Raw genomic sequence first — 25,784 nt, forward strand, 5'->3', positions numbered from 1 at the left:
ATGTTGGTTAACAACAACCGTCCCCCGGCGTATCGTCGGTTTTTCCGATTGGGGCAGATGTTGTATTTGTCGTGTGATCTCCCGGCTTTTCGGCATAAACACTGATACTGTAAATGCCCGTGTCTCCGTTTTTGAAGGCAGCGATATCTTCCTTACCGAGGTATTGTTCGAGGAGGTCGTCCGGAAGGATGATGGCTTTCTCCTTTTGCAATACGAGGTTTTTAAAGCCGGTGTCCTGTATGTGGGTGAGGTAATCGTCTTTCTGGATGGCCCCGGCCACACATCCTGCATACATTTCTGCACTTTTCCGTAATGCTTCGGGCAGGGTTCCGGAAAGGACGATATCCGAAATGCTGAAATGTCCGCCGGGTTTCAGGACGCGGAAAATCTCGGCAAATACTTTGGGTTTGTCCGGAACGAGGTTGAGGACACAATTACTGACCACAACATCTGCCGTATCATCCGATACGGGCATGGCCTCGATATCCCCGGAGCGGAATTCCACGTTGTTGAACCCCAGTTTTTCGGCATTTCTCCTGGCTTTTGCGATCATGGTCTCTGAAAAATCAATACCCAGGACTTTTCCGGCAGGGCCGGTTTCGTGACGGGCCACAAAACAGTCGTTCCCGGCCCCTGAGCCCAGGTCTATAACGGTGTTGCCTTCCCGTATATGTGCAAATTGTGTGGGTAGTCCGCAACCCAGTCCCAGGTCGGCATCTTCGAAATATCCCTTTACCTGTGAATATTCTTCGTTCATTATATTGTAGACCTCTTCCGAAGGCGTCCCGCATCCGCAGGCCGAAGCGGCGTTTTGTGCTTTCTCCCGGTTCGCGATCTCGCTGTACTTTTGTTTTACGGTTTCTTTTATACCTTGATTTGAAATTTCCATGATATCGGATTTTATATTGCAATATTACGATTAATAATTTTAAATTTTTTTACTTAACAGCAATCCTCTTCTTCGCTGACGGGTTTGTAAGTGTCAAAAAAATCCCGGAAAAGAGATTTAAAGGCCCGCCAGTTGTCGTGATCTATACAGTAACATACACGGGTACCTTCTATGTTCCCTTTGATAAGGCCTATGTTTTTTAGTTCCCTGAGGTGTTGGGATATGGTGGGCTGGGCCAGGCCAATCTCTTCTACCAGATCCCCGCAAATACAGGTGTTGGCTTTAAGCAGGTGCTGGAGTATGGCTATCCTTGCAGGATGCCCCAGTACCTTGGCTATGGCAGCAAATTCGTTTTGTGCAGCGGTAAATATTTCGGCTTTGGTAAGTCCCATTGTTGTAATTATTATATTGCAATATTACGATTAATAATTTTAACTACAAAATTTCCATGTTGTTTTAATGGTTATTATCTTAATCCAAGATCAGGGGGAGTCTTCTGAAGAGACATTATAGGAACCGAAGGAAGTGTTGGCGCCGAGAAGTCTTTCCTCATCATCATTGAGAAGGATCATGTTGCTCAGCAATATCTGGTGAGTTATGCCGTCCCCGTCTTCTGCTTCGGTAGTTATCACTTCTACTTGTCCGTGTATGGCCTCGAACCTTGCTTCGCGTACCGGGGTGTCCGGTTTTTCCTCCATACAGAAGTAGTTGTCAGGGAGTTCACTTTCAAAGATATAGAAGAATACCCTGGAAGCGTCTCCTATGGTACTGGTCAACGTGTCCTGTTCAGCCGGAACCTGGTCGCGGAACAAACCCTCTTCCAGGTCGAGTACCAGGGCCATTCCCTTGTCGTCATTCCCGGGGCCCGTCCTGTACAGCAGGGTGTCGTTACAGTGTATCACGTTTCCAAGGTCCACACCCGGATTGGCATTGGGAGGGGTGGTGCTGAACGTACCGAGGTTGAAGTTGTCTTCGATAACCCTTTCCCCTGCATTGTTCATCAGTACGGCACCGTGGATAACCACACCGTGGTTAAAACCGCTGCCGTCTTTTTTTGGGGTGGAAAGCGCCCTTACCGTTCCCCCGGTGGCGAGCACTTCCTGCACTACGGCCGGGGTGGCCGGTGCCACGGTATTACAGAAATAGTTGTCAGTAACTTCACTGTCGAAATAACGGTAGTACAATGCAGATTCTCCCGGGATATCGGTAGCAATACTGTCAGCGGTTACCCTGTTCCCCAGAAAACCCTCTTCCAGTTCCAGGATCAGTGCTTCGCTTTCTATAATTTTGAACAGGAGTCCGGTTTCTTCAAAAGTTTCTGAACAGTACGCTATGCTGGCATCGGAAAAGTCTACGCGTTCGATGTCCAGTTCACCGTCGTCGCAACCCGCAAACGTTAAAGCAGCGAGTATTGCGCCAAAGAAAGTATTTTTCATCTGAAAATATGCCATAATTCGTTACCGGTAATCTTAATTTCCGGGGTACTGTGGTTACCGTAAAATCTTGTTTGCTGTCTTTTCCCTGCAAATCCCTTAAATTTGCAAAGACATTTCCGAAACAAATGTAATGGAAATGTATATATAACGGACAAAATTCCACATAATTTTAACAGCCTATGGACAAGATATACCTCGACAATGCGGCCACTACAAAAGTCAGGGAAGAAGTGCTGGAAGTTCTCGGGGCTTCCATTCGTGAACATTACGGGAACCCTTCTTCTACTCACAGTTTCGGACGTTCGTCCCGTACCCTGATAGAAAAGGCAAGAAAAACCATAGCGGGATATCTCAATGCTTTACCTTCGGAAATTATTTTTACCTCCGGAGGGACGGAAGCGGACAATATGGTACTTCGCGGAGCGGTGCGCGACCTGGGTGTAAAGACCATTATTACAGCGAAAACCGAACATCATGCGGTATTGCACACAGCGGAGCAATTGCAGAAAGAATACGGTATTGCGGTAAAGTTCGTAGTGCTGGACCCGGACGGTACCCCGAATAACGAGCACCTGGAATGGCTGCTTCAGGGTGACGATACGAAAAAGCTGGTAAGCCTGATGCATGTCAACAACGAAATCGGTAACAAAATTGATATCGATGAAGTGGCCCGTATCTGTAAGGAAAACAATGCCCTGTTCCATTCTGATGCCGTACAGTCCATAGGGCATTGGGAGTGGGATACGCAAAAGACCGCGGTGGATTTCCTTGCGGCAGCGGCCCATAAGTTTCACGGTCCCAAAGGAGTGGGGTTTGCCTATGTGAGGAAAAAAACAGGACTGCATCCGCTGATTTTCGGGGGAGAGCAGGAAAGAGGATACCGGGCGGGAACGGAGAGCGTGCACAATATCGTAGGGATGGAAGAGGCCGTGATATGGGCCTATGAGAACCTGGAGAAAGAAAGGGAATATATAAAAGGGCTGAAAACTTATTTTATGCAACAGCTACGGGAAAAAATACCCGGAGTGGAATTTAACGGAAGCTGTGCAGATGAAAACAAGAGCACTTATACCCTGGTTAATGTAAGGTTGCCTTTCAGTAAGGATAAGGCCCAGATGTTGCTGTTTCACCTTGACCTGAAAGGCATCGCCTGTTCCGAGGGGAGCGCCTGCCAGAGCGGCAGCCTTTCGGGATCGCATGTGCTCAATGCCGTTTTGAGTGAAGACAAGCTTCAAAAGCCTTCCCTGAGGTTTTCTTTTTCCGGGTATAATACGAAGGAAGAGCTGGATTACGTGGTCACTGTCCTCAGGGATTTTAACGAAAGCTGATCGTGGAAGCACATCAAGAAATATGTGGCATAAGCCGATATTCCGGGGTATGCCGCTTTTTTTGATTTATGGAAATGTAAAACCCGGGCTATGACCGGGAATTTCAATGCTGTTATCTGAAGCCGGTATCCGTGCTACTGGTCATAGGGAAATTTCCGCGAAGCTTTTTTCATAATGGACTCGATAATGTCGAGCGTATTTTTCCCCGACTTCCGGGTCATTGTCTTTTCGAATTTCCACAGCAGCTTCCCTGTTTTGCCGTCACTGACCTTTATGGCAATCCTTCCGTAATCGCTTTTTCCTGTTATGATGTCGAAAAGACTGGGGCTTTCCACTCCCTTGGAGATCAGTTTGTGCAGGGTGAGGTTACCGCTTATAATACCGTCTACTTCCAGTATTTCACAGAGCTCTTGTGTAGTATGGATATCCAGGTTTTTTAATGATATCCGGTTTTTGCCCAGAATGGCGTTGGTATTTTTTATGTTCTGGAAACTGACCCGGAATCCTTTACGGCTTTTTTTCTTGGAAAAATAACTTTCAAGTGCATTTTGCACCGCATAGCCTTCCTTGGCTTCCAGTTTGTCCAGTTCTTCGGTCGAGAGGTTTTCTTTGTGTTCCAGTTGAAGCGTGGCCAAAAAAGGGAGAATGGCCAGTGTTTTGTGATGTTTGCTCAATTCGTCAAACCGGCTGCTTTCATAGATGGTCTTTTGAGCAAATGTAGAGGCGGAGCACGTAAAGATCAGTAAAAACAGTATTTTTTTCACTTGTGTATATTTAAGCTGAATAATTTGATATGTCACCGATGAGCAGGTCATGTTTTTTGGGAACACGGAAATAAACCCGGACAGAAAACAGGTCGTACCACTGGTGATATCTGCCCGTTTTTCCGGACTTATTCCCCGGAACGGCAAAGTTACTGTTTTTTGCCGGTTGCCCTGTTAAATGTTGCCGTAAATGTGGTGCTGTTTCCCACATTGTCGGTAACAATAACGTTCAGATTATGTTTGCCGTCTTCAAAGCGGAGATCGTTAAAATTATAGGTGAGTGTGTTGTTCTTCGGTTCGTATTCCATTAAAATCCACTTTCCGTTTATGGTGGCCCTGTACGTATTTATACCGCTGAGGTCGTCGGTTATTTTCAGTTTCAGGTACCTGTAATTAGACAGCCACTGGCCGTCTTTAAAGTTGGCCGGGATTATCTTAGGGGCCGTGGTGTCCTTTTTCAGGGTGTAAGTGCCGAGATACCTGGTGCGTGTGGAAAACGTACCCTCCCTTTTATACGTGGTTGAATAGTACGGGCGGTCGTTCCGGTTCAGTCGCGCAATAAAGAGTTGTTCCTTTTCCGCATCAGTATATCCGGAAACGTCGAAAGAAAGGGTGAAGTTCCTGTGTACGGGCACTTCGTCATTGTGTATTTCGTAGGTACCGTCCCCGTTGTCCTTCAGGTCGAAATAAAGGTCATCGTAAAAGGTGTTGGCCGGGAAAAATACGGTGACATCCCCGGCAGCATAAATATTGTCCCTGTTGGCACGGAGGTAGTTGTCGGTAATTCTCTTTTCCCTTTTACGGACCGTTTCTTCCTTTTTTCCGGAAACAGGTATTTTTATAACACTTTTGTTGCCTTCAAAATCATTGACTTCAATGATCACGTTATAATCAGCGCCCTCTGCAATATTAACAATACCGTTGTCCAGTTTTTTACTGATTACACTGAGCTTGTTCCCCGGTGAAACAAAGCACTTCTGGATGCGTTGTCTCTTGCGGATATAGTGGGCATAATCGATAAGGGTGTTTATATACCTGCTTTCGGCAAAAGAAAACGTGTCGAAATCATAATAAAGGTATGTGGTGCCGTTTACAGATAGCTGTACGCCGTAGGGGCCGTTCCTGTTGTAGGCCAGGTCCTGCCTGTCATAGGTCCGGATACCGAAACCTATGGGGCCGTGGGCATTGACCTTGTCGGCCAGCAGGGTTCCGTCCGGTTGCCGGGTGAAATGCAGGGATACCCGTTTCTCCGAACGGTTTACCTGTGAACTGTCACTCAGGGGGTAGGCATAAAGTCCCTGGACCATGGGTGGTTTGGTGTCTTTTACTTCGAGTCCGAAGAACAAGGGGTTGATAGGTTTTTCCGTTTTCGTGTCGCGGATCTCAAAATGCAGGTGAGGGCCGCCGCTCCCGCCCGTATTTCCGGTATAGGCAATGATCTCTCCCTTTTCGACGGGAAGTGCGTCCGAACCCGGAAAGAGCTCTATTCCGAAAGATTCTTCCCGGTATTGCCGTTCCCTGACGTATTCCCGTATTTTCGGGGCGAGCTTTTGCAGGTGTGCGTATACCGAGGTATAGCCGTTAGGATGTGTTATGTAAAGTGCTTTGCCGTATCCCCAGGGGGAAATTTTGATACGCGATACATAGCCCCCGGCCACGGCATGGGTCCTGAGCCCTTCGCGTTGCCGGGTCTTGATGTCGGTGCCCGAATGGAAGTGATTTGATCGCAATTCACCGAAAGTTCCGGACAGCAACAGCGGAATGTCCAGCGGCGAACGGAAATAATCTTTGGGATGATTTTCCTGTGCGGAAACGGTAATACAGGTCAGCAGTACAAAAAAAATGTGAAGTAAACGCATGAATCTTTTCGGTTATGGGGTGCTAAAATAAAGAAATAAGTGCAAAAACGGCAAAAAGGAAAAACGGCTTTGTTTGTGGTGTATACCTCCCCTTTTTTTACCTTCGCACTTTGCGTGGTGTTATGCAGGTAAGATGTGACACCTTTACATGAGCGAAAGCTAACGGTTTAATGTCATAAGGATAAAACGGTTGAATCACCTTTAACCGTCGGCTGGTTTTGTTTTATGCAGTAAGCATAGGTTGTATCGCCCCGGTGACAGATTACATCTTAACGTAATTTTTAGAAAGCATAGCGCAAAGAGTTTTATCTTTACCCATTAAAATTTTAGAGAGTTATTATGCCTGCAGAGTGTATTTCGTTCAGGGAAACCGGATATTTTTCCAGGTTGATATGTGATTATACCGAAAGGGCGGAGGCCCTGAGCCCCTTTTACAACCGTTTTCCCGAAATTAGCGGATTTGAAAACCAGATCAGGGAAAAACAGGCGTCTTTTCCTGCCGAAACACGTCAGGTACTGGTAAGGGCACTGGAAGAACAGTACAAGGATATCAAGGCTTCAAAGGCCACCTTATTCAACCTGCAGTCCTTGTCTGCGAATACTGCGTTTACGGTGACCACGGGGCATCAGTTAAACCTTTTTACGGGGCCCGGGTACTTTTTATATAAGATCATTTCCGTTATTAACCTGGCAAAGAGGCTGAAGGACACCTGTCCGGACTATCATTTTGTTCCGGTGTACTGGATGGCTACCGAAGACCACGATTTTGAAGAGATCAACCACTTTAATTTTAAGGGAAAAAACTTCAGGTGGAACAGAAAGTCCGGAGGGGCTGTAGGCGAATTTTCCACGGAAGGCCTGGATGAAGTGCTGCATTTGTTCGCTTCCGAACTGGGAGCAGGACGCCACGCGGAATACCTGAAAGACCTGTTCCGCAGTGCTTATCTGGAACATGACCGTCTTGCAGATGCTACACGGTTTCTGGCCAACGAGCTGTTTGGTGAATACGGTCTTGTGATTGTAGACGGGAACGACAGAGCGCTCAAAAAACGCTTTGTCCCCCATATGGAAAAAGATTTGACCCGGCATACGGCATATGAAAGTGTTTCAGCTGCTTCCGAAGCACTTAGGGAAATAGACCCGGGATACAAAATACAGGTAAATCCCCGGCAGATCAATCTTTTTTACCTGCAGGACGGTATCCGGGAACGAATAGAAAAAAGCGGGGACGAATATATTGTACACGGTACGGCAATAAAATGGAATGAAGAAGAATTGCTGAAACACCTGCACGAAGAACCACAGCAATTTTCGCCCAATGTGTTGCTACGGCCGTTGTACCAGGAAGTTATTCTGCCCAACCTCAGTTACACCGGTGGGGGTGGCGAAATAGCATACTGGTTGCAACTCAGGGAATTCTTCCGAAACGAGGGAGTGCCGTTCCCGGTACTGATGCTTCGCAATTCCGTTCTGCTGATAGATACCGCACTCCGGGATAAAATGAAAAAGCTGGGCATCACTTCCCGGAACCTGTTCCTGAAACGGGATGCCTTTATCAATAAAAGGGTAAGGCAGATCAGCGATATAGATATTGATTTTTCACCGCAGAAAAAGCATTTGGAAGAGCAGTTCAGCACCTTGTATGAACTTGCTGAAAAAACAGATAAAACCTTTTTGAATGCCGTTAAGGCTCAGGAGGTCAAGCAACTGAAGGGGCTTGATAAACTCGAAAAGCGATTGCTGAAAGCACAAAAACGGAAATTGTCCGACCACGTTACTCGTATCACTGCCATACAAAACGAATTGTTCCCCAACGGCGCGCTCCAGGAACGGGTGGTGAACTTTTCGGAATTTTATTTGGAATACGGAGAAGAGTTCATTCCCGGACTTGTGAAGGCCCTGAACCCCCTGGAAAACGGGTTCAGTGTATTGACACTCTGATTTTTCAACAATTTCAGGGTACGAGGTAATCGCTGTTCCAGGAATTGCCTTCCCGGACAAAAAGTATGCGGAGGTGATGGATCTTTTGCAGTTTTACATATTCGATCTTTTCGGGGATTAACCGCAATACGGTAAAATAGTGTACATTGTCCTGATGTCCCACACCTGAAGGATCTCTGATAACAGTCCCCGGGGGAATATCGGTAATATAATCCTTTCTCGATCGCGGTTTTATCTGGTTCCACAGGTCCAGGACCTTGTTTTCGTCCTTTTCCGTGGCAGCGGTTGCCGTTATGCATATCTGAACAAATCTCCTGGGGTCAAAAAAGAGCAGGCTTACCTCGTTGTTTTCCTTGATATGGGTGATTTTTTTGGAGCGGCTGTCGGTATAGGCGGTCAGTGTAAAATCATCGGCCACATCGCGTAATACGAGCATACGCTGTTTTACATGGCCGTGAATTCCACAGGTGGCCATGGAAAAATAGCGGAAACGGTGTCGCTGCTTCCGCGTCGCTTTGCGGAGGTCGTTTTTTATGGAATCGAGAATGTTCATGTTGGTTAAGACGCATTTAGCGTATTAAATTACAATTTCTTTTTCATATTTCATAATGGAAAAAGGGCTGTCTCTTCGGAATTTGCAATTCCCGGCTATTGCTGCAATGCCTATCTTTGTCCGAAAAGAGTATAATGATGCACAATATAGATATGGACGTGGTGGAAATGACACTCGACGTCATGAAATACGCCATCAACAGGATTACACACACTTCGCCGGAGCTGGGGCATCCCAAAAAAGCGGAAGAACTCCGGAAGCTGGTGGGAGAGACGATCACTCCGGAAGGTATAGGAGGTGAAAAGGCATTTCAACTCTTCCGGGATGTACTGGTCAAGGCCACGGTCCCCATTGATCACCCGAGGCACCTGGCCTTTGTGCCCGCATCGCCGACACGGGCCGCTGTAATGTTCGACCTGGTGACCTCGGCTTCCAGCATACACGGGGCCTACTGGATGGAAGGGGCAGGCGGGATTTATTGTGAAAATGAAGCCATGAAATGGCTGGTATCCCTTACCGGTTTGCCCGAAGGGGCTTTCGGGGTCTTCACCAGCGGGGGTACGGCAGCCAACCTGTCTGCAATGGTCACGGCCCGTGAAGCCTGGCGGTCGGCCTCCGGTGAGCACAGGCGCGACAGAGGTGTGGTTATTACTTCGATAGGAGCGCATTCTTCCATCAAGGCGATGGCCAAGGTTATTGATGCCGATGTTTATCTCGTGGATACGGAAGACCGGCTTACGGGAGAAGGCCTCGAAGAAACGATAGCCGGGCTGAGCGAACAGGAAAGGGAAAGGCTGTTTGCCGTGGTGGCCACCGGAGGGACCACCAATGCAGGCATTATCGATGACCTCCACGGTATTGCTTCGGTATGTGAAAAGGAAAAACTCTGGTTCCATGTTGATGCCGCTTACGGCGGCGGTGCCCTGGCAGCCGATTCCGTAAGACACCTCTTCAAGGGTATAGAAAGGGCAGACAGCATTACTATTGACCCGCACAAATGGTTGTTCTCCCCTTACGATTGCGGGGCCGTGATCTACAAGGAGCCGGAACTGGCCCGGCAGGCACATGCCCAGGAAGGATCTTATCTCGATATTTTTAAGGATGAAGGCGCACAGGGCTTTAATCCCGCAGATTACCAGGTACAGCTTACCCGAAGGGTCCGCGGACTGCCGCTGTGGTTTTCCCTGGCCATGCACGGCACCGAAATGTATAAGAAGGCCGTGGAAAGAGGAATAGAACTCGCACAGGCAGCCGGGAGGCTGATACGGGAATACCCGGACCTGGAACTCGTAAGGGAGCCCAGTCTTTCCTGCGTACTGTTCCGGAGAATAGGATGGTCCCCGGACGATTATACCAACTGGACCTATAAAAATCACCGGGAAGGTATTGCGCTGGTTACTCCAACCAAATGGAAAAAGGGGAATACGTATGAGACCGTTTCCCGTTTTTGTTTTATAAATCCCGATACTACAGAAGAAGATATAAAAGTTATCCTGGATACGATGAAGTAACTGTTTCCTGCCGTTTCCGGCGGGTTGTGGACAACTTTAGTGCCGGAATTTGGAATTTGGAATTTGATATTTGATATTTAGTATTATTTTTGCGCATGCAACACAACGTACTCATTTTAGATTTCGGTTCGCAGTATACACAACTCATTGCTCGAAGGGTTCGCGAGCTCAACATATACTGCGAAATTCACCCTTTTAACCATTTACCGGACGATATTTCACGCTTTAAGGCGGTTATCCTCTCAGGAAGCCCTTTTTCGGTAAGAGGGGAAGATGCCCCGCATCCGGATCTGTCTGCCATTCGTGGCAAGATCCCCCTGCTGGGTGTTTGCTACGGTGCGCAATACCTGGCCCATTTCGGAGGAGGAAGTGTAGAACCTTCCAATACGAGGGAGTACGGCAGGGCCAACCTATCGGACATCGTGGAAGGTGAGCCGTTTTTTGAAGGGGTGTCGCCGGGAACACAGGTGTGGATGAGTCATAGCGATACCATAAAAGCCCTGCCGGACAATGCCGTAAAACTGGCAAGTACGACAGATGTGGAAAATGCGGCGTATAAAATAGAAGGAGAACCCACCTACGCCATTCAATTCCACCCGGAAGTGTATCACTCTACCGACGGAAAGAAAATACTCGAAAATTTCCTGGTGAAAATTGGCGGAGTAGCACAAACGTGGACACCGGACAATTTTGTGGATATGACGGTGGATGCATTGAAGGAGCAGCTGGGGAACGACAAGGTGGTCCTCGCCCTTTCCGGAGGGGTGGATTCTTCTGTGGCCGCGATGTTGCTCCATAAGGCCATAGGCAAAAACCTTCACTGTATTTTCGTGAACAACGGACTGCTCCGCAAAAACGAATTCGAAAAGGTCCTGGAACGCTACGAAGGAATGGAACTGAATGTTACCGGGGTAGATGCTTCGGCACGCTTTCTGGATGCACTGGCGGGAGTGGGGGACCCGGAACAGAAACGAAAGATCATAGGGCGTATGTTCATCGAGGTCTTTGACGATGAAGCCCATAAGATAAAGGATGTAAAATGGCTCGGACAGGGAACCATCTATCCCGATGTGATAGAGTCTGTTTCGGTGAACGGGCCGTCCGCTACCATAAAAAGCCATCACAATGTAGGTGGGCTGCCGGACTTTATGAAGCTGAAAGTGGTTGAACCGCTTCGCATGTTGTTCAAGGATGAAGTACGGAGGGTCGGAGCCTCGATGGACATGGATGCCGCATTGCTGGGAAGGCACCCTTTTCCCGGACCCGGACTGGCTATCCGTATCCTGGGCGATATTACTCCGGAAAAAGTTCGTATTTTGCAGGAAGTGGACGAGATATTTATCGGAGGCCTGAAAAGCTGGGGACTGTACGATAAGGTATGGCAGGCAGGAGCTATCCTGCTCCCGGTGAATTCCGTGGGGGTGATGGGCGATGAACGTACCTATGAAAAGTGTGTGGCCCTCAGAGCGGTGGAAAGCACAGACGGTATGACCGCCGACTGGGTGAACCTGCCCTACGATTTTTTACAAAAGACCTCTAATGATATAATAAATAGGGTAAAAGGCGTTAATAGAGTAGTATATGATATAAGCTCCAAGCCGCCGGCCACTATTGAATGGGAATAAAAATTACCCTGCAATAGATTCGTCGGAGAATGGGACGCTATACTATAAGTAGAATTTTGATAACAGACCGGATCTGTGAACCTCACCGGCCGGTCCCGGTGTAACAGATAGCCTTCCCGAATTATTAAAAAATAAATAAATGAACAGATTTGTTGTTGTTTTACTGGTAATGCTTTTTGGTTGTTTCTCCTATGCCCAGGAATTTGATACCCATGCGGTAAAACGGGGAGAGACCATACAGAGTATCGCCAGGAAATATCAGGTGAGTCCGTCAGATATCATGCGGTTAAACCCGGAAGTGAAGAACGGGCTGCCGGTAAATACCATCCTGATCATCCCTTTATCCGACAAGGCTAAGAAGGAAGGTGAGGGAATAACACAGGAAGTGGTATCTTTTATTACCCATAAGGTAAGACGGAAAGAAACCCTGTACAGCATTGCCGGATTATACAATGTTGGTGTAGACGATATCAAAAGGTATAATAAGGAGTTATACAGCAGGCAACTGAAAAAACGGGAAAAAATACGGATACCCCGGTACGAACATAAAACCGTGGAGGTATTCAAGGATACCGAACCCGAAGAAAGTACGAAAACTTATATTGTACAGGCAAAAGAAGGAAAATGGAGGGTGGCCTATAAACACGGGATCACCATTGAAGAACTGGAAGAACTGAACCCCGATATGGGAGATGTGCTTCAGGAAGGACAGGAAGTACAGGTGCCCGACCATCCCGAAAAGGCGGAGAAAGACATAGATGATAACCATAATTATTATATAGTTCAGCCCAAAGAAGGGTTTTACAGGCTCAAGGTAAAGCTCGGTGTGAGCCGGGAAGAACTGGAAGAACTGAACCCCGAATTGAAGGAAGACGGCCTGAAGGCGGGAATGGTGCTCAAGCTGCCGCAGTCTATTTCCGGTAACCTGGCAGTCAGTGACGGGGTGGTAACTGAAAAGTTCCACCTTATCGATAGCATAGACCGAAGGTCGGTGAGCAATATTGCACTGGTGCTGCCCTTCAAATTGAATGAAATAGGAGCAGGAGATGATTTTAAGGAAAAAATAAAAAACAGCAAACTGCTGAGCCGTTCCCTCGACTTTTATACCGGTGTCCTTGTAGCGCTGGATTCTGCAAAGCAACTGGGGCTCACAGTGAATGCCAGGATACTGGACAGCAGGGCGAACTCCGTAGGGGCCGACAGATTGCTGGCCTCAGGTAATTTCCGGGATGTCGATGCCGTTATCGGGCCGTTCCTTTCCACACCTTTTAATGAGGTTGCGGGAGGGGTAGACGGTACTCCGGTGTTTTTGCCGTTTTCCGGTAATATTCGGTCACTTGACAATATTTTCCAGACAGTGCCCGACGACCAGATCCTGCGCGATAAAATGATCAGTTACCTCAAAAAGAATGCGCAGGGACAACAGGTCATTGTTATTGCCGATTCCCGAAATTCCGGGGTACGGGACATCCTGCTCCGTGAAATTGACGGAGCCAGGGCACTCAATCCCGAAGAAGATAAGTTCATACGTCTCGATGACCTGAAAGGAATGCTGAGTGAGGTCAAGGAGAACTGGGTTATTGTAGAGACCAACGATATCGTAATGTTAACCAATGTTACGGGCATGTTGAATTCAGCCAGGTCGGAAGAACGCAAAATAACCATGTTCACAACCAAAAAAGGCAGTGCGTTCGATTCGGAAAGCGTTTCCAATTTTCACCTTGCCAACCTGAACTTTCACTATCCTACCGTAGACAAGGCCTCTGCTGAAGATAGCGCTTTCGTGAAGGCGTATAAAGACAGGTTTGGCATTACCCCGAATCGCTATGCTGCGAGAGGATATGACCTTACACTCGATGTTGTGCTGCGACTTGCTTATGATAAGAACCTGTTTGAAACCGCTCCGCGGATAGGGGAAACGGCATATGTGGAAAACAAGTTCAATTATCAAAAGAAATCCTTCGGAGGCTATTACAATACCGGTGTGTATATCGTGAAATATAATGATAAACTGGAAATAGAAGAAGCAGAATAGAATGACTTCAAAAGTAACCTACAAAGGCGACCTGCGAACGGTGTGCGAACACCTGCGGTCGGGAAATACTTTTACTACCGATGCCCCTACCGACAATAACGGCAAGGGAGAAGCCTTTTCCCCTACAGATACGGTGGCCACCGCACTGGCCAGTTGTATGCTGACCGTTATGGGGATAAAAGCACGCGAACTGGAAGTAGACCTCACAGAGGCAACAGCGGAAGTGACCAAGGTTATGGCTGCCAACCCGAGGCGTATATCGGGAATTAAGATTGTTATGAATTTTCCCGTTGCCCCGGGAGATAAGAGCAGGAAAATACTGGAGCACACGGCAAATACCTGCCCCGTACACCACAGCCTGCATCCGGATATAAATAAAGAGATCATCTTCAACTGGGGAAAAACTTCGGCCTGAAGCTTTTTTCATATTGTCCCCCTTACCGATTCCTCTTTAAATACGGTAAAAAACGAAAGGACACCGGTTTTTGCTTAACATTCCCTTAAAATTTCGTTTTATTATTCCTCCATAAATAAAAACAATAGTCCTGTTTTAAGGGATATTTCACCCTTGTTTTAACAATTTTGTATTTTGTCCATATTCAAAATATCAAATACGTAAAATAGGAGAGGGGTTGACTGTGTTTATTGCGAATTATCTGCTAAAGAAAAGGAGATATTAAAAACTTTAAAATGTGTTGGCGATTTCGTATTTTTGCTGGACTTTCAAAATAAAAAACTTTATAGACAATGGCTTTTGATATTGATATGATTCAAAAGGTCTACGCTGGAATAGCCGAGCGGGTGGATAAAGCCCGTGAAGTGGTAGGTAAGCCGCTGACCTTATCCGAAAAGATTTTATATGCCCACCTGTGGGACGGAAACCCCACAGAGGCATTTGAAAGAGGGAAGGACTATGTGGATTTTGCCCCGGACAGGATCGCTTGCCAGGATGCTACGGCACAAATGGCCCTGTTGCAGTTTATGCACGCCGGGAAACCCCAGGTAGCCGTGCCCACTACAGTACACTGTGATCACCTGATCCAGGCCAAGGTAGGGGCTGATAAGGATCTGAAGAAAGCCAACGAAACCAGTAATGAAGTATTTGACTTCCTGGGATCGGTATCCAATAAGTACGGAATAGGTTTCTGGAAACCCGGAGCCGGGATCATTCACCAGGTTGTACTTGAAAATTACGCTTTCCCCGGAGGGATGATGATCGGTACGGATTCACATACTGTAAATGCCGGAGGACTCGGGATGATCGCCATTGGTGTCGGTGGTGCCGATGCTGTGGACGTTATGGCCGGAATGCCCTGGGAACTTAAATTTCCCAAACTGATCGGGGTAAAGCTTACCGGAAAACTTTCCGGGTGGGCAGCACCGAAAGATGTTATCCTGAAGGTTGCCGGGATCCTTACCGTAAAAGGAGGAACCGGGGCTATCGTCGAATACTTCGGAGAAGGCGCCAAGGCAATGTCCTGCACAGGTAAGGGAACCATCTGCAACATGGGGGCCGAAGTAGGGGCAACCACATCTACCTTCGGATATGATGAATCCATGGACCGTTATCTGCGCGCTACGGATCGCGAAGATGTTGCCGATGCGGCCAGGGAAGTGAAAGAATACCTTACGGCAGACCCGGAAGTGTATGAAAACCCGGAACAGTATTTCGACCAGGTGATCGAGATCAACCTTTCTGAGTTGGAACCGCATCTCAACGGACCGTTTACCCCGGACCTGGCTACGCCGATTTCCAAAATGAAGGAAGCGGCAAAAGAAAACGACTGGCCGCTCAAGGTTGAATACGGACTTATAGGGTCCTGTACCAACTCTTCCTATGAAGATATTTCCAGGGCAGCTTCGCTGGCCCGGCAGGTTTCGGATAAAAAACTGAAAACAAAATCGAACTTTACCATTACGCCCGGATCGGAACAGGTGCGTTTTACGATAGAGAGGGACGGCTTTATAGATACGTTCAATAAGATCGGCGCTACGGTGTTTGCCAATGCCTGTGGCCCGTGTATCGGTATGTGGGATCGCGCAGGTGCTGAAAAGGAAGAGCGTAACACTATTGTACACTCATTCAACAGGAACTTTGCCAAAAGGGCTGACGGAAACCCCAATACCCTGGCTTTTGTAGGGTCTCCCGAACTGGTGACCGCCATAGCTATTTCCGGAAGGCTCGACTTTGACCCGCTGAATGACAAACTGATCAATGAAGATGGTGAGGAAGTGATGCTCGACGAGCCGAGGGGGTATGAACTTCCGCCGGAAGGTTTTGCCGTGGAAGATGCCGGATATCAGGCACCCGCAGAAGATGGCAGTGATGTGGAAGTATCCGTATCGCCAACGTCAGAGCGTTTACAGCTGCTCACACCCTTCGAGCCGTGGGACGGAAAAAACATTACCGGGGCGAGACTGCTTATCAAGGCCCACGGAAAATGTACTACAGACCATATTTCGATGGCGGGACCCTGGTTGCGTTTCCGCGGACACCTCGACAATATTTCCAATAACTGTCTGATCGGTGCGGTAAATGCGTTCAACATGAAAACCAATTTCGTGAAGAACCAGCTCACAGGTGAGTACGGTGGCGTACCGGATACGCAAAGGGAATATAAAGCAGCCGGAATACCTACCATAGTGGTAGGAGATCATAATTACGGTGAAGGTTCTTCCCGTGAACATGCGGCGATGGAGCCCCGTCACCTCGGTGTGAAAGTGGTACTCGTAAAATCGTTTGCACGTATCCACGAAACCAACCTCAAAAAGCAGGGTATGCTTGCGCTTACATTTGATAATGAGAATGATTACGATCTCATTCAGGAAGATGATACCTTTAACCTGGTTGACCTGGAAGAGTTTGCTCCCAATAAACCGCTGACCCTCGAAGTGGTGCACAGCGATGGCAGCAAAGATGTGATCAAAACCAATCACAGCTATAATGAAGGACAGATCGCATGGTTTAAAGCGGGCTCTGCATTAAACCTGATTGCTGCTGCCGGTAAAGCATAAGTTGAACGGTATATAAAATAAATGAATAAAGAGAAAACTCCCGTAACAGGGAGTTTTTTATTTTTGTAACAGCATCGGGAATGCAATATCCGATAAAAAAATAAAAGGTGAAGAGACGTACCGTACTGAATATACTGTTGATACTGGCCGTATTGGCTTTTTTTGTGACACCCCTGGGAGATGAAAGCAAGATCTTGCTCAATAAATGGTTTGCATCCGGTCCGGAAATAATACAAGCGGGGGAAAGGGAAAAAATATCGGATTACGATTGGAAATTGAAAGATGAAAACTGGGAGATATTCAATTTCAAACGGTCCGAAGGGCGTGTTGTCTTTGTAAATTTCTGGGCATCATGGCGTATACCCTCCGTAGCCGAAAGAGCTGCTGTGCAAAGGTTATATGATGATTACAGGGACAAAGTGGACTTTTATATCATTACCGATGAAAAGCGGGAGCCGGTAAAAGCGTTTATGCAGCAAAGAGATTATACTTTTCCGGTAACGTACCTGATTATAGGTGAAAAAATGCCCTTTGATGCCACGAAGGTCCCCTCCGGATATATTGTGGATAAAGAAGGAAATGTGGCCGTAAAACACGAGGGAGTTGCAGACTGGGACAGTGGGGCCGTAAGGCAGTTGCTGGATAAGTTGACGGAATAGGACTGCGCTATTCGGTCCGGATTATTGACCGGAAATTGTTTGTATTATGAAAACCAAAAAACAACAGCTTTATAACCTTGCCCTGCTGCTTTTTGCAGTACTTGTCCTGTTTACCCCTGTAGGGACCACGTTAAAAATATGGGTCAACAGAGTTGTTGCTTTCAGTCCCTCCGAGATCCTTGCGGAAGAACGGGATAACATAGGCAATTATAACTGGAATTTGAGGTCGCTTGAGGGAGAAGTATACGACTTTAATACGGCCCGGGATAAAGTGGTGCTCATCAATTTCTGGGCCAGCTGGTGTCCGCCGTGTATTGCGGAAATGCCGGATATGCAAAGGCTTTACAAGCAATATGGGAATAAGATGGTATTTCTGTTTGTCACCGGTGAAGAACCGGAAAAAGTAAAAACCTTTCTGAAGGAAAAAAATTGGGCGTTACCCGTATATTTTCCGGTCAGTAAGGTTCCGGAAAAGCTGTTTTCCGAAAGCATACCCGCCACATGGGTTATTGATAAGGAGGGAAATATTGTCATACGGAAAAAGGGGACGGCAAATTGGGATAGTGCTAAGGTAAAAAACATTCTGGACAGGTTATTACAGGAGTAAGTTTAACTTTACATGTGAAAAACAGTTGCCATAAATTTTTTGTGCTATTTTGGGGTTATAAGGATGTTAAACGTGCTTTGTTGCTCTGTCAGTTTTGCCCGGTTAAAACAGTTTATGCAGTGGAATTTGGTTTTGTACCCAGGTCATTAATGAGTTGATCGAGACTTTCGTCTTTTTGCAGTTTCAATTTCTGTTTGAGCCGGTAGCGTGCCATTCGGATACTTTTTGGGCTGACATTTAGCTTTATGGAAATTTCCTTGTTGGTAAGTCCCATCAGTATATAGGAACAGTACTTCAAATCGAGACGGGTGAGTTTGTTTTCTGCCTTTTGCTGGAGGCCGGCAATAAACTCGGGGCGTATTTCTGCAAATTCAGTTTTGATGTCGTCATAGCCCTTGTCTACTTCGTAATTTTTGGAGATCAGCCGGTTGATCTGCCGGTACAGGGGATCATTGCTGTCCAGGGAGTTGAGTTTCTCCCGGAGGTCGTGCAGGAGGGTGTTTTTTTCCTCTACCTGCAAGGTGCCGGCCAGGAGTTCTTTTTCGAGCCGGTCCAGGCGTTCCTGCATGAGTTCGCGTTCGGCCTGCAGGCGGGCGGTTTCCTCAGCTTTAAGGTTAGCTTGGAGCTCAGCTTCGTTCTTTTCGCCGGTAAGCAATAATTGCCGTTGCTGGGATGCTTTTAGTCTGAAATGATACGACCGGAACAGAAAAAACAGGGCCACCAGCCCGGCAGCGATCAGGATCAGGTAATAGCGGTTCAGTTTTTTTGTAAAAGCAGCTTCCTGTTGAGCGGCCGCGAGGGCCAATTCTTTCTTTTCAGATTGGTATTGCGCTTCGAGTTTCTGGGTGATGGAGAGTTTTTTTTCGTCAAAGAACTCGTTATCAAACCTCATATATTGTTTGTAATAGGCCAGCGCTTTGGCGTTATCACCACTCTGCTCGGCCACCTTGGCGAGGACACTGCTGATACGCATTTTTATCTGGGCACCGCTCTTGGGATTGCTGGAAATTTCCGTCATCGCCATATTCAATAGCTTTTCTGCCTGATTGTAATCGCCCTCTTTTCTGGCATATTCGCTTAAAATACCATAACTGTTGACAATAATATCCGGATACCTGGATTCCCTTCCTGCTTTAATCGCCTGATCGAGGTATACCCGGGCACTGTCTTTATAGGTAAGCGGATAGAACTCATAATAAAGGTTCGCCATGTTCAGGGCGGCAATTCCCTTGATGCCCGGTGTGGTAATGTACTTTTGTTTTAATTCGGTTAATTTCAGTATCAGTTTATTGTAGTATTTGGAAGAATCCAGCAGTTGCCGTTGCGAAGAATCCCTGCGGAAACGGTTGAGGTAACTGCCGCTCATGCTCAGGTAAGCGTTGGCAATAATATCAGGGTTGCCGCTTTTCAGGGCGGTACTGAGGCAGCGTTTGGTATAATACCATTGTTTTTCGGGTTCCTCCCAATAAGCGTAAATAGCGGCAAGGCGATGGTAAATACTGCTCTGGTAGGGAAAGGCTTTTTCTCCTTCAAACATGCGGAGTGCCTCCAGCATATATTTATAGGCCTTATCCCGGTTTCCCATCATATTCTCCAGCCATCCTTTTTGAGAAAGTACCCGCCCCTGTACGATCTTATCTGCTGTTCGTGAAGCATACCATTGTGAACTGTCTGCGGCTTGAAATGCCAGCGTAATGCTGTCCTGTTGGAAATACAGGTAACTCAAAATGGAATGAACAATAGCACTGTACCCCTTGTCCTTTTCCGGATAACTGAGTTCCAACGCCTCTTTTGCTGTTTTCAAAGCTTCTCCGGACCGTTTGTTCCTGGCCATTATTTCAGCGAGTTTCCCCATGGCTTTAATACGGTCGCCATTGGCGGCACCGGGATTATCAATAACGGTGTTCAGGGAATCGATAACTATGGATTGTGCCTGTATTTCAGACGGCCGGAACAAGGTGGCCAAGCCAATAAGAAAGCAAACAAATAATGATCTGATCATGCGGTAAAAGTATAACAATTAGAACTTCCCTTACCAAAGATACAAATTCCGTAGACGCTTTGTAGACGTTTTTCCTACGTCTTGTAGTCGCTGTGTATGCAGCTGAAAATTGTTTCAGGAGTTCCGGCCCCTTAAATTTGTCCCCGACGTTCTTAACAGGAATCAGTAATCATAAAATCAGATAAAAATGAATGCCAAAACCATTTCAATCGTATCGTACATCACCATCATCGGATGGATCATTGCCTATTTACAGCACAAGGGAAATGAACAGAAGAGCGCACTGGCCTCTTATCACCTCGGTCAGGGACTGGGAGTATTCATTTTTTCCATACTCCTGAACATTGTTCTTGCCATACTCATCGGGGTGGTGCCTTCCCTGGCAGGTATACTTTCTTTGGCAGGTTTTGTACCCGTCGTCCTGCTTATTTTCGGCATTATTACAGCCAATAACGAAGCCCTGAAACCTGTGCCGCTGATCGGGAAATTCTTTGAAGGGAAGTTTAACTTCTGATCTGTTGAAAATGGACCGGGAAACCTATATAAAAACATTTACCGCTGATGATGCGGTAGGCTGGCAATCCATAGACATTTCACTGGAAAAGAACTATAGAGATACCAAACCCAGGCACTACGGTCCCCTTTGCGGTCTGCATTTTGCCGCAGGGGGGAGCGATCCCATTGACGGAGCGAGTATTTACGATTCCGATAAGCAGGAATTCCACAGGCATATTGTCAGTTACGGAATGTCCGAACTTTATTATAATGAAGCCTTGGCCGGCAGTGAATTTAGCAAATGGGGATTTGAGTTTACATTCAGGCTAAAGCCGTTTGAAGACGACAAGGATGACCCGCTCTGGGCGGTTCAGGTGATGAACAACCTGGCGAGTTACGTCTTTAACAGTGGAAAATGGTTTGAAGAGAACCACTTTGTCCCGGCCAACGGCCCCGTAAGACTGAATACCGATACCGAAATTACCGGATTTGTCTTTGCGCTTGACCCGGAACTGGGAAAAATCGATACCCCGCACGGGGAAGTATCTTTTTTACAACTGGTGGGCATCACCGAAAATGAAGTGCAACGACTAAAGAAAAACCCTGTGACAACAGCCGTCAAAGAACTGATCGATGAACTGAAAACGAACAATCCTTTATTGATTACTGACTTGAACAGAAAATAGGATACAACCATAGTTACTAATGGAAACAAAACAACATACCGGTTTGAAATTTATACCGAACATCAAAGAGACGGAAATCCAGGCTGTTTTTAAAGCGTACGAAGAACTCGTAAAATACTATCGCCGCATAAGAATACCCGGTCTTTTGATGATCGTGATCATTGGCGGTTACAACTTTTTTATTGCCGGAAAGAGGTATACGATAGCCGAACACAACACCATACGCAATACAATGGTCCTTATACCTGGCATTATAGTGCTCGTTCTGTTGGTCATTGCCTTTATGGTGTTTAAACGTCAGCGTGCGATCAGAAAGCAGGTCAGGGGGATGGCGCAAAAGCATAACTTCCCGTACAGGGAATTTAAAAAGGAAGTCAATATGGTGCTGAAGTCATTTTACGGAGGTTCCGGGATTTAAACCCTTATTTTAGTCGATTGGAAATGAAACGAATACTATTTATCGCCTTAATCCTGATAGCCGCTTTGAAGGTTTTTACCGCCTGCGAGTTCAACCGGTCTGTTCACAAAGACCTGAAGACCGGGGCCCTTTCGGGAGGCGATGGCATTGGCTGTGAGAATATTTCAATAGAAGTGAACGGCACAAAAGACCGTAGAAACACCTTTGTATTCGGCGAAAAGGTAAACTTTGTGTTCGACGACCTTACCGGTTTCACCGAAAAGGACGGAAAAAAATTTCCCGGCCTGTCGTTGCATATCGTAAAAAACGAGAAGGACACCGTACTCGCTTATGCAAACCTGCTCGATCATTTGGAAGATGGTACAGCATTGTCGCCATTGCAATTACAGGCCAGCTTCACGGCTGCTTTGCCGCATAAAGATCATGAGAAATACAAAGTTCATATCAATATCTGGGATGAAAAGGGAACCGGGCAATTCAGCTATGAAATGCCTTTTACGGTCACAGGAAATGATTTTCTGGATATTGAAACGTCCGGTGCAACCTATGACAATATCTATTTGTGGGATCAGACCGGACATCAACTTGTTACGGACAAAACCATTAATGCAGATCATTCATTTGTGTTGATTGTAGAAGGTGCTGACGGTTTTAAACAAACCGAAGGAGTAGTGTTTCCGGTTTTTTCCATTGAAATTACTGACCGACGGGGAAACATTTTGCTTTCAGACGCCAATCTTTTCAAAAAATATGAAGACACCGGATTGGATGCAGATACGTTCAACGATAAATTATATGCAACGATTGGTTTTTACGGTGGTAAGGTCCATAACCCGTGCAAATTGAAAGCGGTGCTGAAAGACCAACATTCGGAAAAACAAATTGCGGTAACCACAGAATTGGAAATCAGATAATTATCTGCGTCTAAAAATATAAGCTACAGAAAAATGGAGAAAACAATGACATTAACATCACTCATACGACATAAAATAAGATCAACCCTGATCATACTTCTCATTTGCCTGAGTAGCTCACCCGTGTTTGCACAAGATCTCAACCTGCAGTTAAATGGTGTGGGCGAACAGCGGTATATTACAGATAAACAAAGCAGAATAACATTACAAACGAAGGTGGAAGGCCTGAAAATTGACAAAAACCATCAAATACAAATTCAGAAAATTACTACGGCGGTAGATAATACCGGCTATTCCCTGCGCTGGCTTACAGGCTATCCTTACGGCGGGTATTTTCAGAAAGATGATCACTTGCCGATTGCGTTCAGCGCCCCCGGAAGGCAGGCTACCGAAATTGAAAAAATAGAAGGCGTACTGCAATACTTTACTATTTCCGAAGACAAAAAGTCGAAAGTTACCATTGCCAATATTACCGAACGGAAAAACGAAAACCTCCTGAAAGGGATTCACCCCGATATCCGGCTCATACAAATTGATGTTGATAGTTTAAAGAAGTTAAGCGATGAAAGCAACAAGGATTACGATGCCGCCGTTGGGGACCTTCACCGTAAGTCTGGCATTGGTAGATCAAAACAGGATGCCCTGCACATTGTAAACTATATGCTCTGGAATGCAAAACCCGGGCACGACCTTGTTTTTTATGTAGAAGATAAAAATAAAGAACTGTACAGACTGGAAATCTACGATGATAAGGGAAAAAAAGTGAGTACAAGCTATTCTCATGGAAGAGAACAATACAGGGTTGGATGTGACGAACCGTTGCAACCGGATTACACATTAAGGATTATTGTAAAAAACGAAGATGCCATTGAAGAGCTCCCGTTTCAATTAAAAAACATAAAATTACCCTAAGTGATGCGACTGACGAAAATCATAATATCCGCTGTGTTTACCCTTATGGCCACCGTAGCTTTTTCACAGGACCTTCACGTGTTTTTGCACAATGTGGAAGAAGACCGGTTTTGGGGCGAAGACAAAAACCGGTCGCGTAACGATACCGTAAGCAGAATAACCCTCATAACAATGATCAACGGCCTGCAACTGGATAAAGACCACTTCATTAAAGTGAAAAATGTCAGGGCGGCAGATGATAAAGGGAAGCAACTAAAAGAGTTGGGGGACCCTTTCTGGGGCAAAAGGCCCGCTGAATACCAGGCGAAGAAGAAAGTGGAACTCGCATTTGAAGCCCCGACCCGGAATGCCGCCAGAATAAAGGTTGTGGAAGGCATTATTCAGTATTTTACCCCTACCGAAGAGAACAACGCGAAAATGGTAATACGCGATTTCATCCATAGGGAAAACGAAAATTTACTGGCTGATTTCCGGGTTGGTATGGAGCTTACGCTCATTGAGGCAGATAGCTTGCAAACCATAGCGAAAGCAAGGAAAAAAGCCTTTCATACGAAGATTGAACAATTAAAAAAAGAAAACGAAATAGCAGATGAGGAAGCAGAAGAACTGGATTTTGTAATCGGGTTACTTGGCGATATCATCCGTTTTGATGATGCTTATCCAAGCCGAACGCTTAACTTTTATCGAAATGACGGCAAAGAGCATATTTATCAGATCAATGTATATAACGGCAATGACGAGAAAATAAACACGGGCTATACATTTTCAGAGGACCTGTATCAAATTAAGTTAAGTGAAGTGCCGGCCGCTGATTGCAGAATGGAGGTCATTCTTGAAAATGAAAACGCCGTAAAAGAACTCAGGTTCCGGTTGGAAAATATCATTTTACCCTAAAATAATACCTCATGTGGATCAGAATAAAGGATATCAGTGTTAAACAAGTAAGTGCAGCACATTTAAAAAACCCGAGAAACCCGGGGGGGCCAATGGTACTCGATTTATTGCAAAGGGAAAGCAGAACCGCATTTACCGTACATAAAACGAAAAAAGTATTTCCCCGATACGTAGAAACCCCTGCAGGAATCCGTATTCCAAAGCGGAAGTGGTCGGGTGAAATGAAAGAATTTGCACAACAGGAACTGGCAAAAATACCGCCGCAAAAAGGAGTGCGTAAGCTAACCGTTTTCGGGTGGATTTTCTTTTTGTCTGCCTTTGGTCTGTTAGGATATCTCGTTTATGAAGGAATACAGGAACCGGCGCAACAAAGAGCCTATCAACAGGAAATGGCCGAAAAAGCAAAGCTGAATGAAGGCGATATTTACTTTGGCAATTTCACCAGATATAAACAGAAGGGAAGTCCCATGGGGGCAGATGTGAAGTTCGGTTGGTTTAAGGTGGTGAAAATAGAAGGCGATACCTATTTCATAGCTCCGGGTACGGATATGAGCAAATCTTCACAGCCGAAAGCACAGATGAACAGCACTGATTTTGAGGTGGAGGGTGTAGCCGCCAAAGCAAAGGAACTGGAAGCGTATTCAAAACGGTTGATCTCGGAAGATGGTTTAACCGAGTTTTACCTGGGTGAAAGAAAAGAATGAGAAGCCGGGACGGGTTGGGAATATACACCGAATATCCGGATGTCGGTACTCCGGCAATCAGCTGATCTTTAAATCTCTAATTCTGTAAACCTCATAAAAAATGAAATCATGAAAAAAAGTCTGAAAATTATCGCGATCCTGATCTTTTGCGGGATGATGCCCGTTTCCTGTGGCAACAGCAATACAAAAGATGTTTCCGGGGAACCTGAGTATGCGGAACTGGCCAATAACATCTTCTTTACCAACCAGCCGCTGTACTACTACAAATACACAGACGGCAGCGGTATAAAAACCGGCTATTTTCTCAGCCCCGATCCTGCCGCCTCCGGTGGAGAAAAAGTGGAGGATATTCCTAAAGGCAGCCATATCAAGATTTCCAAAATATATGAAGTTACCGATGGCGATAGTAAAACCATCCGGATCACCGGAGAAATTATCCCTACGCCCACCACGGCACTGGAATACGAAATGGTCTGGACCAGGGATAAACCTGTTTTTGGGAGCCGGGAATAAATATGCCGGAAAATAAGGCTTAAG

At 46.3% G+C, this 25,784-nt stretch carries 24 protein-coding genes; 17 read left to right on the forward strand and 7 right to left on the reverse strand.

What is annotated here, in order from left to right; genetic code table 11:
* Positions 1-7 precede the first annotated feature (7 nt).
* From LS482_RS15175 to LS482_RS15185, 3 genes are all read right to left on the reverse strand, one after another.
* Positions 8-889: an arsenite methyltransferase gene (locus LS482_RS15175; protein ID WP_233028362.1), complete on the reverse strand. Its 882-nt coding sequence runs from the start codon at positions 887-889 to the stop codon at positions 8-10.
* A 53-nt stretch (positions 890-942) separates the two neighbouring features.
* Positions 943-1,281 (reverse strand): ArsR/SmtB family transcription factor, encoded by a 339-nt coding sequence (locus LS482_RS15180; protein ID WP_233028363.1) that lies wholly within the window; start codon positions 1,279-1,281, stop codon positions 943-945.
* Positions 1,282-1,371: 90 nt separating this feature from the next.
* A complete protein-coding gene (locus LS482_RS15185) occupies positions 1,372-2,340 on the reverse strand; it encodes a hypothetical protein (protein ID WP_233028364.1) in 969 nt (322 codons plus the stop codon).
* A gap of 164 nt (positions 2,341-2,504) precedes the next feature.
* Between LS482_RS15185 and LS482_RS15190 the strand changes: the two genes are divergently transcribed.
* Positions 2,505-3,653 carry a cysteine desulfurase family protein gene (locus LS482_RS15190; protein WP_233028365.1) on the forward strand — a complete coding sequence of 383 codons (1,149 nt, stop codon included), beginning with the start codon at positions 2,505-2,507 and terminating at the stop codon, positions 3,651-3,653.
* 134 nt (positions 3,654-3,787) lie between these two features.
* On the opposite strand, the gene LS482_RS15195 is transcribed toward LS482_RS15190, so the two are convergent.
* Both LS482_RS15195 and LS482_RS15200 read right to left on the reverse strand, forming a co-directional pair.
* Positions 3,788-4,417: a hypothetical protein gene (locus LS482_RS15195; protein WP_233028366.1), complete on the reverse strand. Its 630-nt coding sequence runs from the start codon at positions 4,415-4,417 to the stop codon at positions 3,788-3,790.
* Positions 4,418-4,566: 149 nt separating this feature from the next.
* Positions 4,567-6,276: a M23 family metallopeptidase gene (locus LS482_RS15200; RefSeq protein WP_233028367.1), complete on the reverse strand. Its 1,710-nt coding sequence runs from the start codon at positions 6,274-6,276 to the stop codon at positions 4,567-4,569.
* A gap of 339 nt (positions 6,277-6,615) precedes the next feature.
* Between LS482_RS15200 and bshC the strand changes: the two genes are divergently transcribed.
* Complete coding sequence (gene bshC, locus LS482_RS15205; RefSeq protein WP_233028368.1) at positions 6,616-8,217, forward strand: bacillithiol biosynthesis cysteine-adding enzyme BshC; 1,602 nt, start codon at positions 6,616-6,618, stop codon at positions 8,215-8,217.
* 13 nt (positions 8,218-8,230) lie between these two features.
* Here bshC and LS482_RS15210 read toward each other — a convergent pair whose 3' ends face one another.
* On the reverse strand, positions 8,231-8,770 hold the full coding sequence (locus LS482_RS15210; protein ID WP_233028369.1) for a pyridoxamine 5'-phosphate oxidase family protein: 540 nt from the start codon (positions 8,768-8,770) through the stop codon (positions 8,231-8,233).
* A 137-nt stretch (positions 8,771-8,907) separates the two neighbouring features.
* Between LS482_RS15210 and LS482_RS15215 the strand changes: the two genes are divergently transcribed.
* From LS482_RS15215 to LS482_RS15245, 7 genes are all read left to right on the forward strand, one after another.
* On the forward strand, positions 8,908-10,281 hold the full coding sequence (locus LS482_RS15215; RefSeq protein WP_233031840.1) for a pyridoxal phosphate-dependent decarboxylase family protein: 1,374 nt from the start codon (positions 8,908-8,910) through the stop codon (positions 10,279-10,281).
* Between the two features lie 95 nt (positions 10,282-10,376).
* On the forward strand, positions 10,377-11,906 hold the full coding sequence (guaA, locus tag LS482_RS15220; protein WP_233028370.1) for a glutamine-hydrolyzing GMP synthase: 1,530 nt from the start codon (positions 10,377-10,379) through the stop codon (positions 11,904-11,906).
* A gap of 139 nt (positions 11,907-12,045) precedes the next feature.
* Positions 12,046-13,941, forward strand: a complete 1,896-nt coding sequence (locus LS482_RS15225; RefSeq protein ID WP_233028371.1) for a PBP1 and LysM peptidoglycan-binding domain-containing protein — start codon at positions 12,046-12,048, stop codon at positions 13,939-13,941.
* A 1-nt stretch (position 13,942) separates the two neighbouring features.
* A complete protein-coding gene (locus LS482_RS15230) occupies positions 13,943-14,356 on the forward strand; it encodes an OsmC family protein (protein ID WP_233028372.1) in 414 nt (137 codons plus the stop codon).
* A gap of 332 nt (positions 14,357-14,688) precedes the next feature.
* A complete protein-coding gene (locus LS482_RS15235) occupies positions 14,689-16,956 on the forward strand; it encodes an aconitate hydratase (RefSeq protein ID WP_233028373.1) in 2,268 nt (755 codons plus the stop codon).
* 107 nt (positions 16,957-17,063) lie between these two features.
* Positions 17,064-17,615, forward strand: coding sequence for a TlpA family protein disulfide reductase (locus LS482_RS15240; protein WP_233028374.1), 552 nt, complete (start codon positions 17,064-17,066; stop codon positions 17,613-17,615).
* A 46-nt stretch (positions 17,616-17,661) separates the two neighbouring features.
* On the forward strand, positions 17,662-18,222 hold the full coding sequence (locus LS482_RS15245; protein ID WP_233028375.1) for a TlpA family protein disulfide reductase: 561 nt from the start codon (positions 17,662-17,664) through the stop codon (positions 18,220-18,222).
* Between the two features lie 112 nt (positions 18,223-18,334).
* Here the strand turns inward: LS482_RS15245 and LS482_RS15250 are convergent, their stop codons facing one another.
* A complete protein-coding gene (locus LS482_RS15250; protein ID WP_233028376.1) occupies positions 18,335-20,224 on the reverse strand; it encodes a helix-turn-helix transcriptional regulator in 1,890 nt (629 codons plus the stop codon).
* A gap of 187 nt (positions 20,225-20,411) precedes the next feature.
* Here LS482_RS15250 and LS482_RS15255 point away from each other — a divergent pair, with 187 nt between their 5' ends.
* The 8 genes from LS482_RS15255 to LS482_RS15290 all read left to right on the forward strand — a co-directional run bounded on the left by LS482_RS15255 (position 20,412) and on the right by LS482_RS15290 (position 25,760).
* Positions 20,412-20,738 (forward strand): DUF4870 domain-containing protein, encoded by a 327-nt coding sequence (locus LS482_RS15255; protein WP_233028377.1) that lies wholly within the window; start codon positions 20,412-20,414, stop codon positions 20,736-20,738.
* A gap of 10 nt (positions 20,739-20,748) precedes the next feature.
* On the forward strand, positions 20,749-21,405 hold the full coding sequence (locus tag LS482_RS15260) for a suppressor of fused domain protein (RefSeq protein ID WP_233031841.1): 657 nt from the start codon (positions 20,749-20,751) through the stop codon (positions 21,403-21,405).
* A gap of 43 nt (positions 21,406-21,448) precedes the next feature.
* Complete coding sequence (locus tag LS482_RS15265) at positions 21,449-21,823, forward strand: hypothetical protein (RefSeq protein ID WP_233028378.1); 375 nt, start codon at positions 21,449-21,451, stop codon at positions 21,821-21,823.
* A 23-nt stretch (positions 21,824-21,846) separates the two neighbouring features.
* Positions 21,847-22,737, forward strand: a complete 891-nt coding sequence (locus tag LS482_RS15270; protein ID WP_233028379.1) for a hypothetical protein — start codon at positions 21,847-21,849, stop codon at positions 22,735-22,737.
* A 45-nt stretch (positions 22,738-22,782) separates the two neighbouring features.
* On the forward strand, positions 22,783-23,649 hold the full coding sequence (locus LS482_RS15275) for a hypothetical protein (protein WP_233028380.1): 867 nt from the start codon (positions 22,783-22,785) through the stop codon (positions 23,647-23,649).
* A 3-nt stretch (positions 23,650-23,652) separates the two neighbouring features.
* A complete protein-coding gene (locus LS482_RS15280) occupies positions 23,653-24,543 on the forward strand; it encodes a hypothetical protein (protein ID WP_233028381.1) in 891 nt (296 codons plus the stop codon).
* A gap of 11 nt (positions 24,544-24,554) precedes the next feature.
* A complete protein-coding gene (locus tag LS482_RS15285) occupies positions 24,555-25,247 on the forward strand; it encodes a hypothetical protein (protein WP_233028382.1) in 693 nt (230 codons plus the stop codon).
* A gap of 108 nt (positions 25,248-25,355) precedes the next feature.
* Positions 25,356-25,760: a hypothetical protein gene (locus LS482_RS15290; RefSeq protein WP_233028383.1), complete on the forward strand. Its 405-nt coding sequence runs from the start codon at positions 25,356-25,358 to the stop codon at positions 25,758-25,760.
* Positions 25,761-25,784 lie beyond the last annotated feature (24 nt).

The sequence above is a fragment of the Sinomicrobium kalidii genome, from assembly GCF_021183825.1.
GTDB lineage: Bacteria > Bacteroidota > Bacteroidia > Flavobacteriales > Flavobacteriaceae > Sinomicrobium > Sinomicrobium kalidii.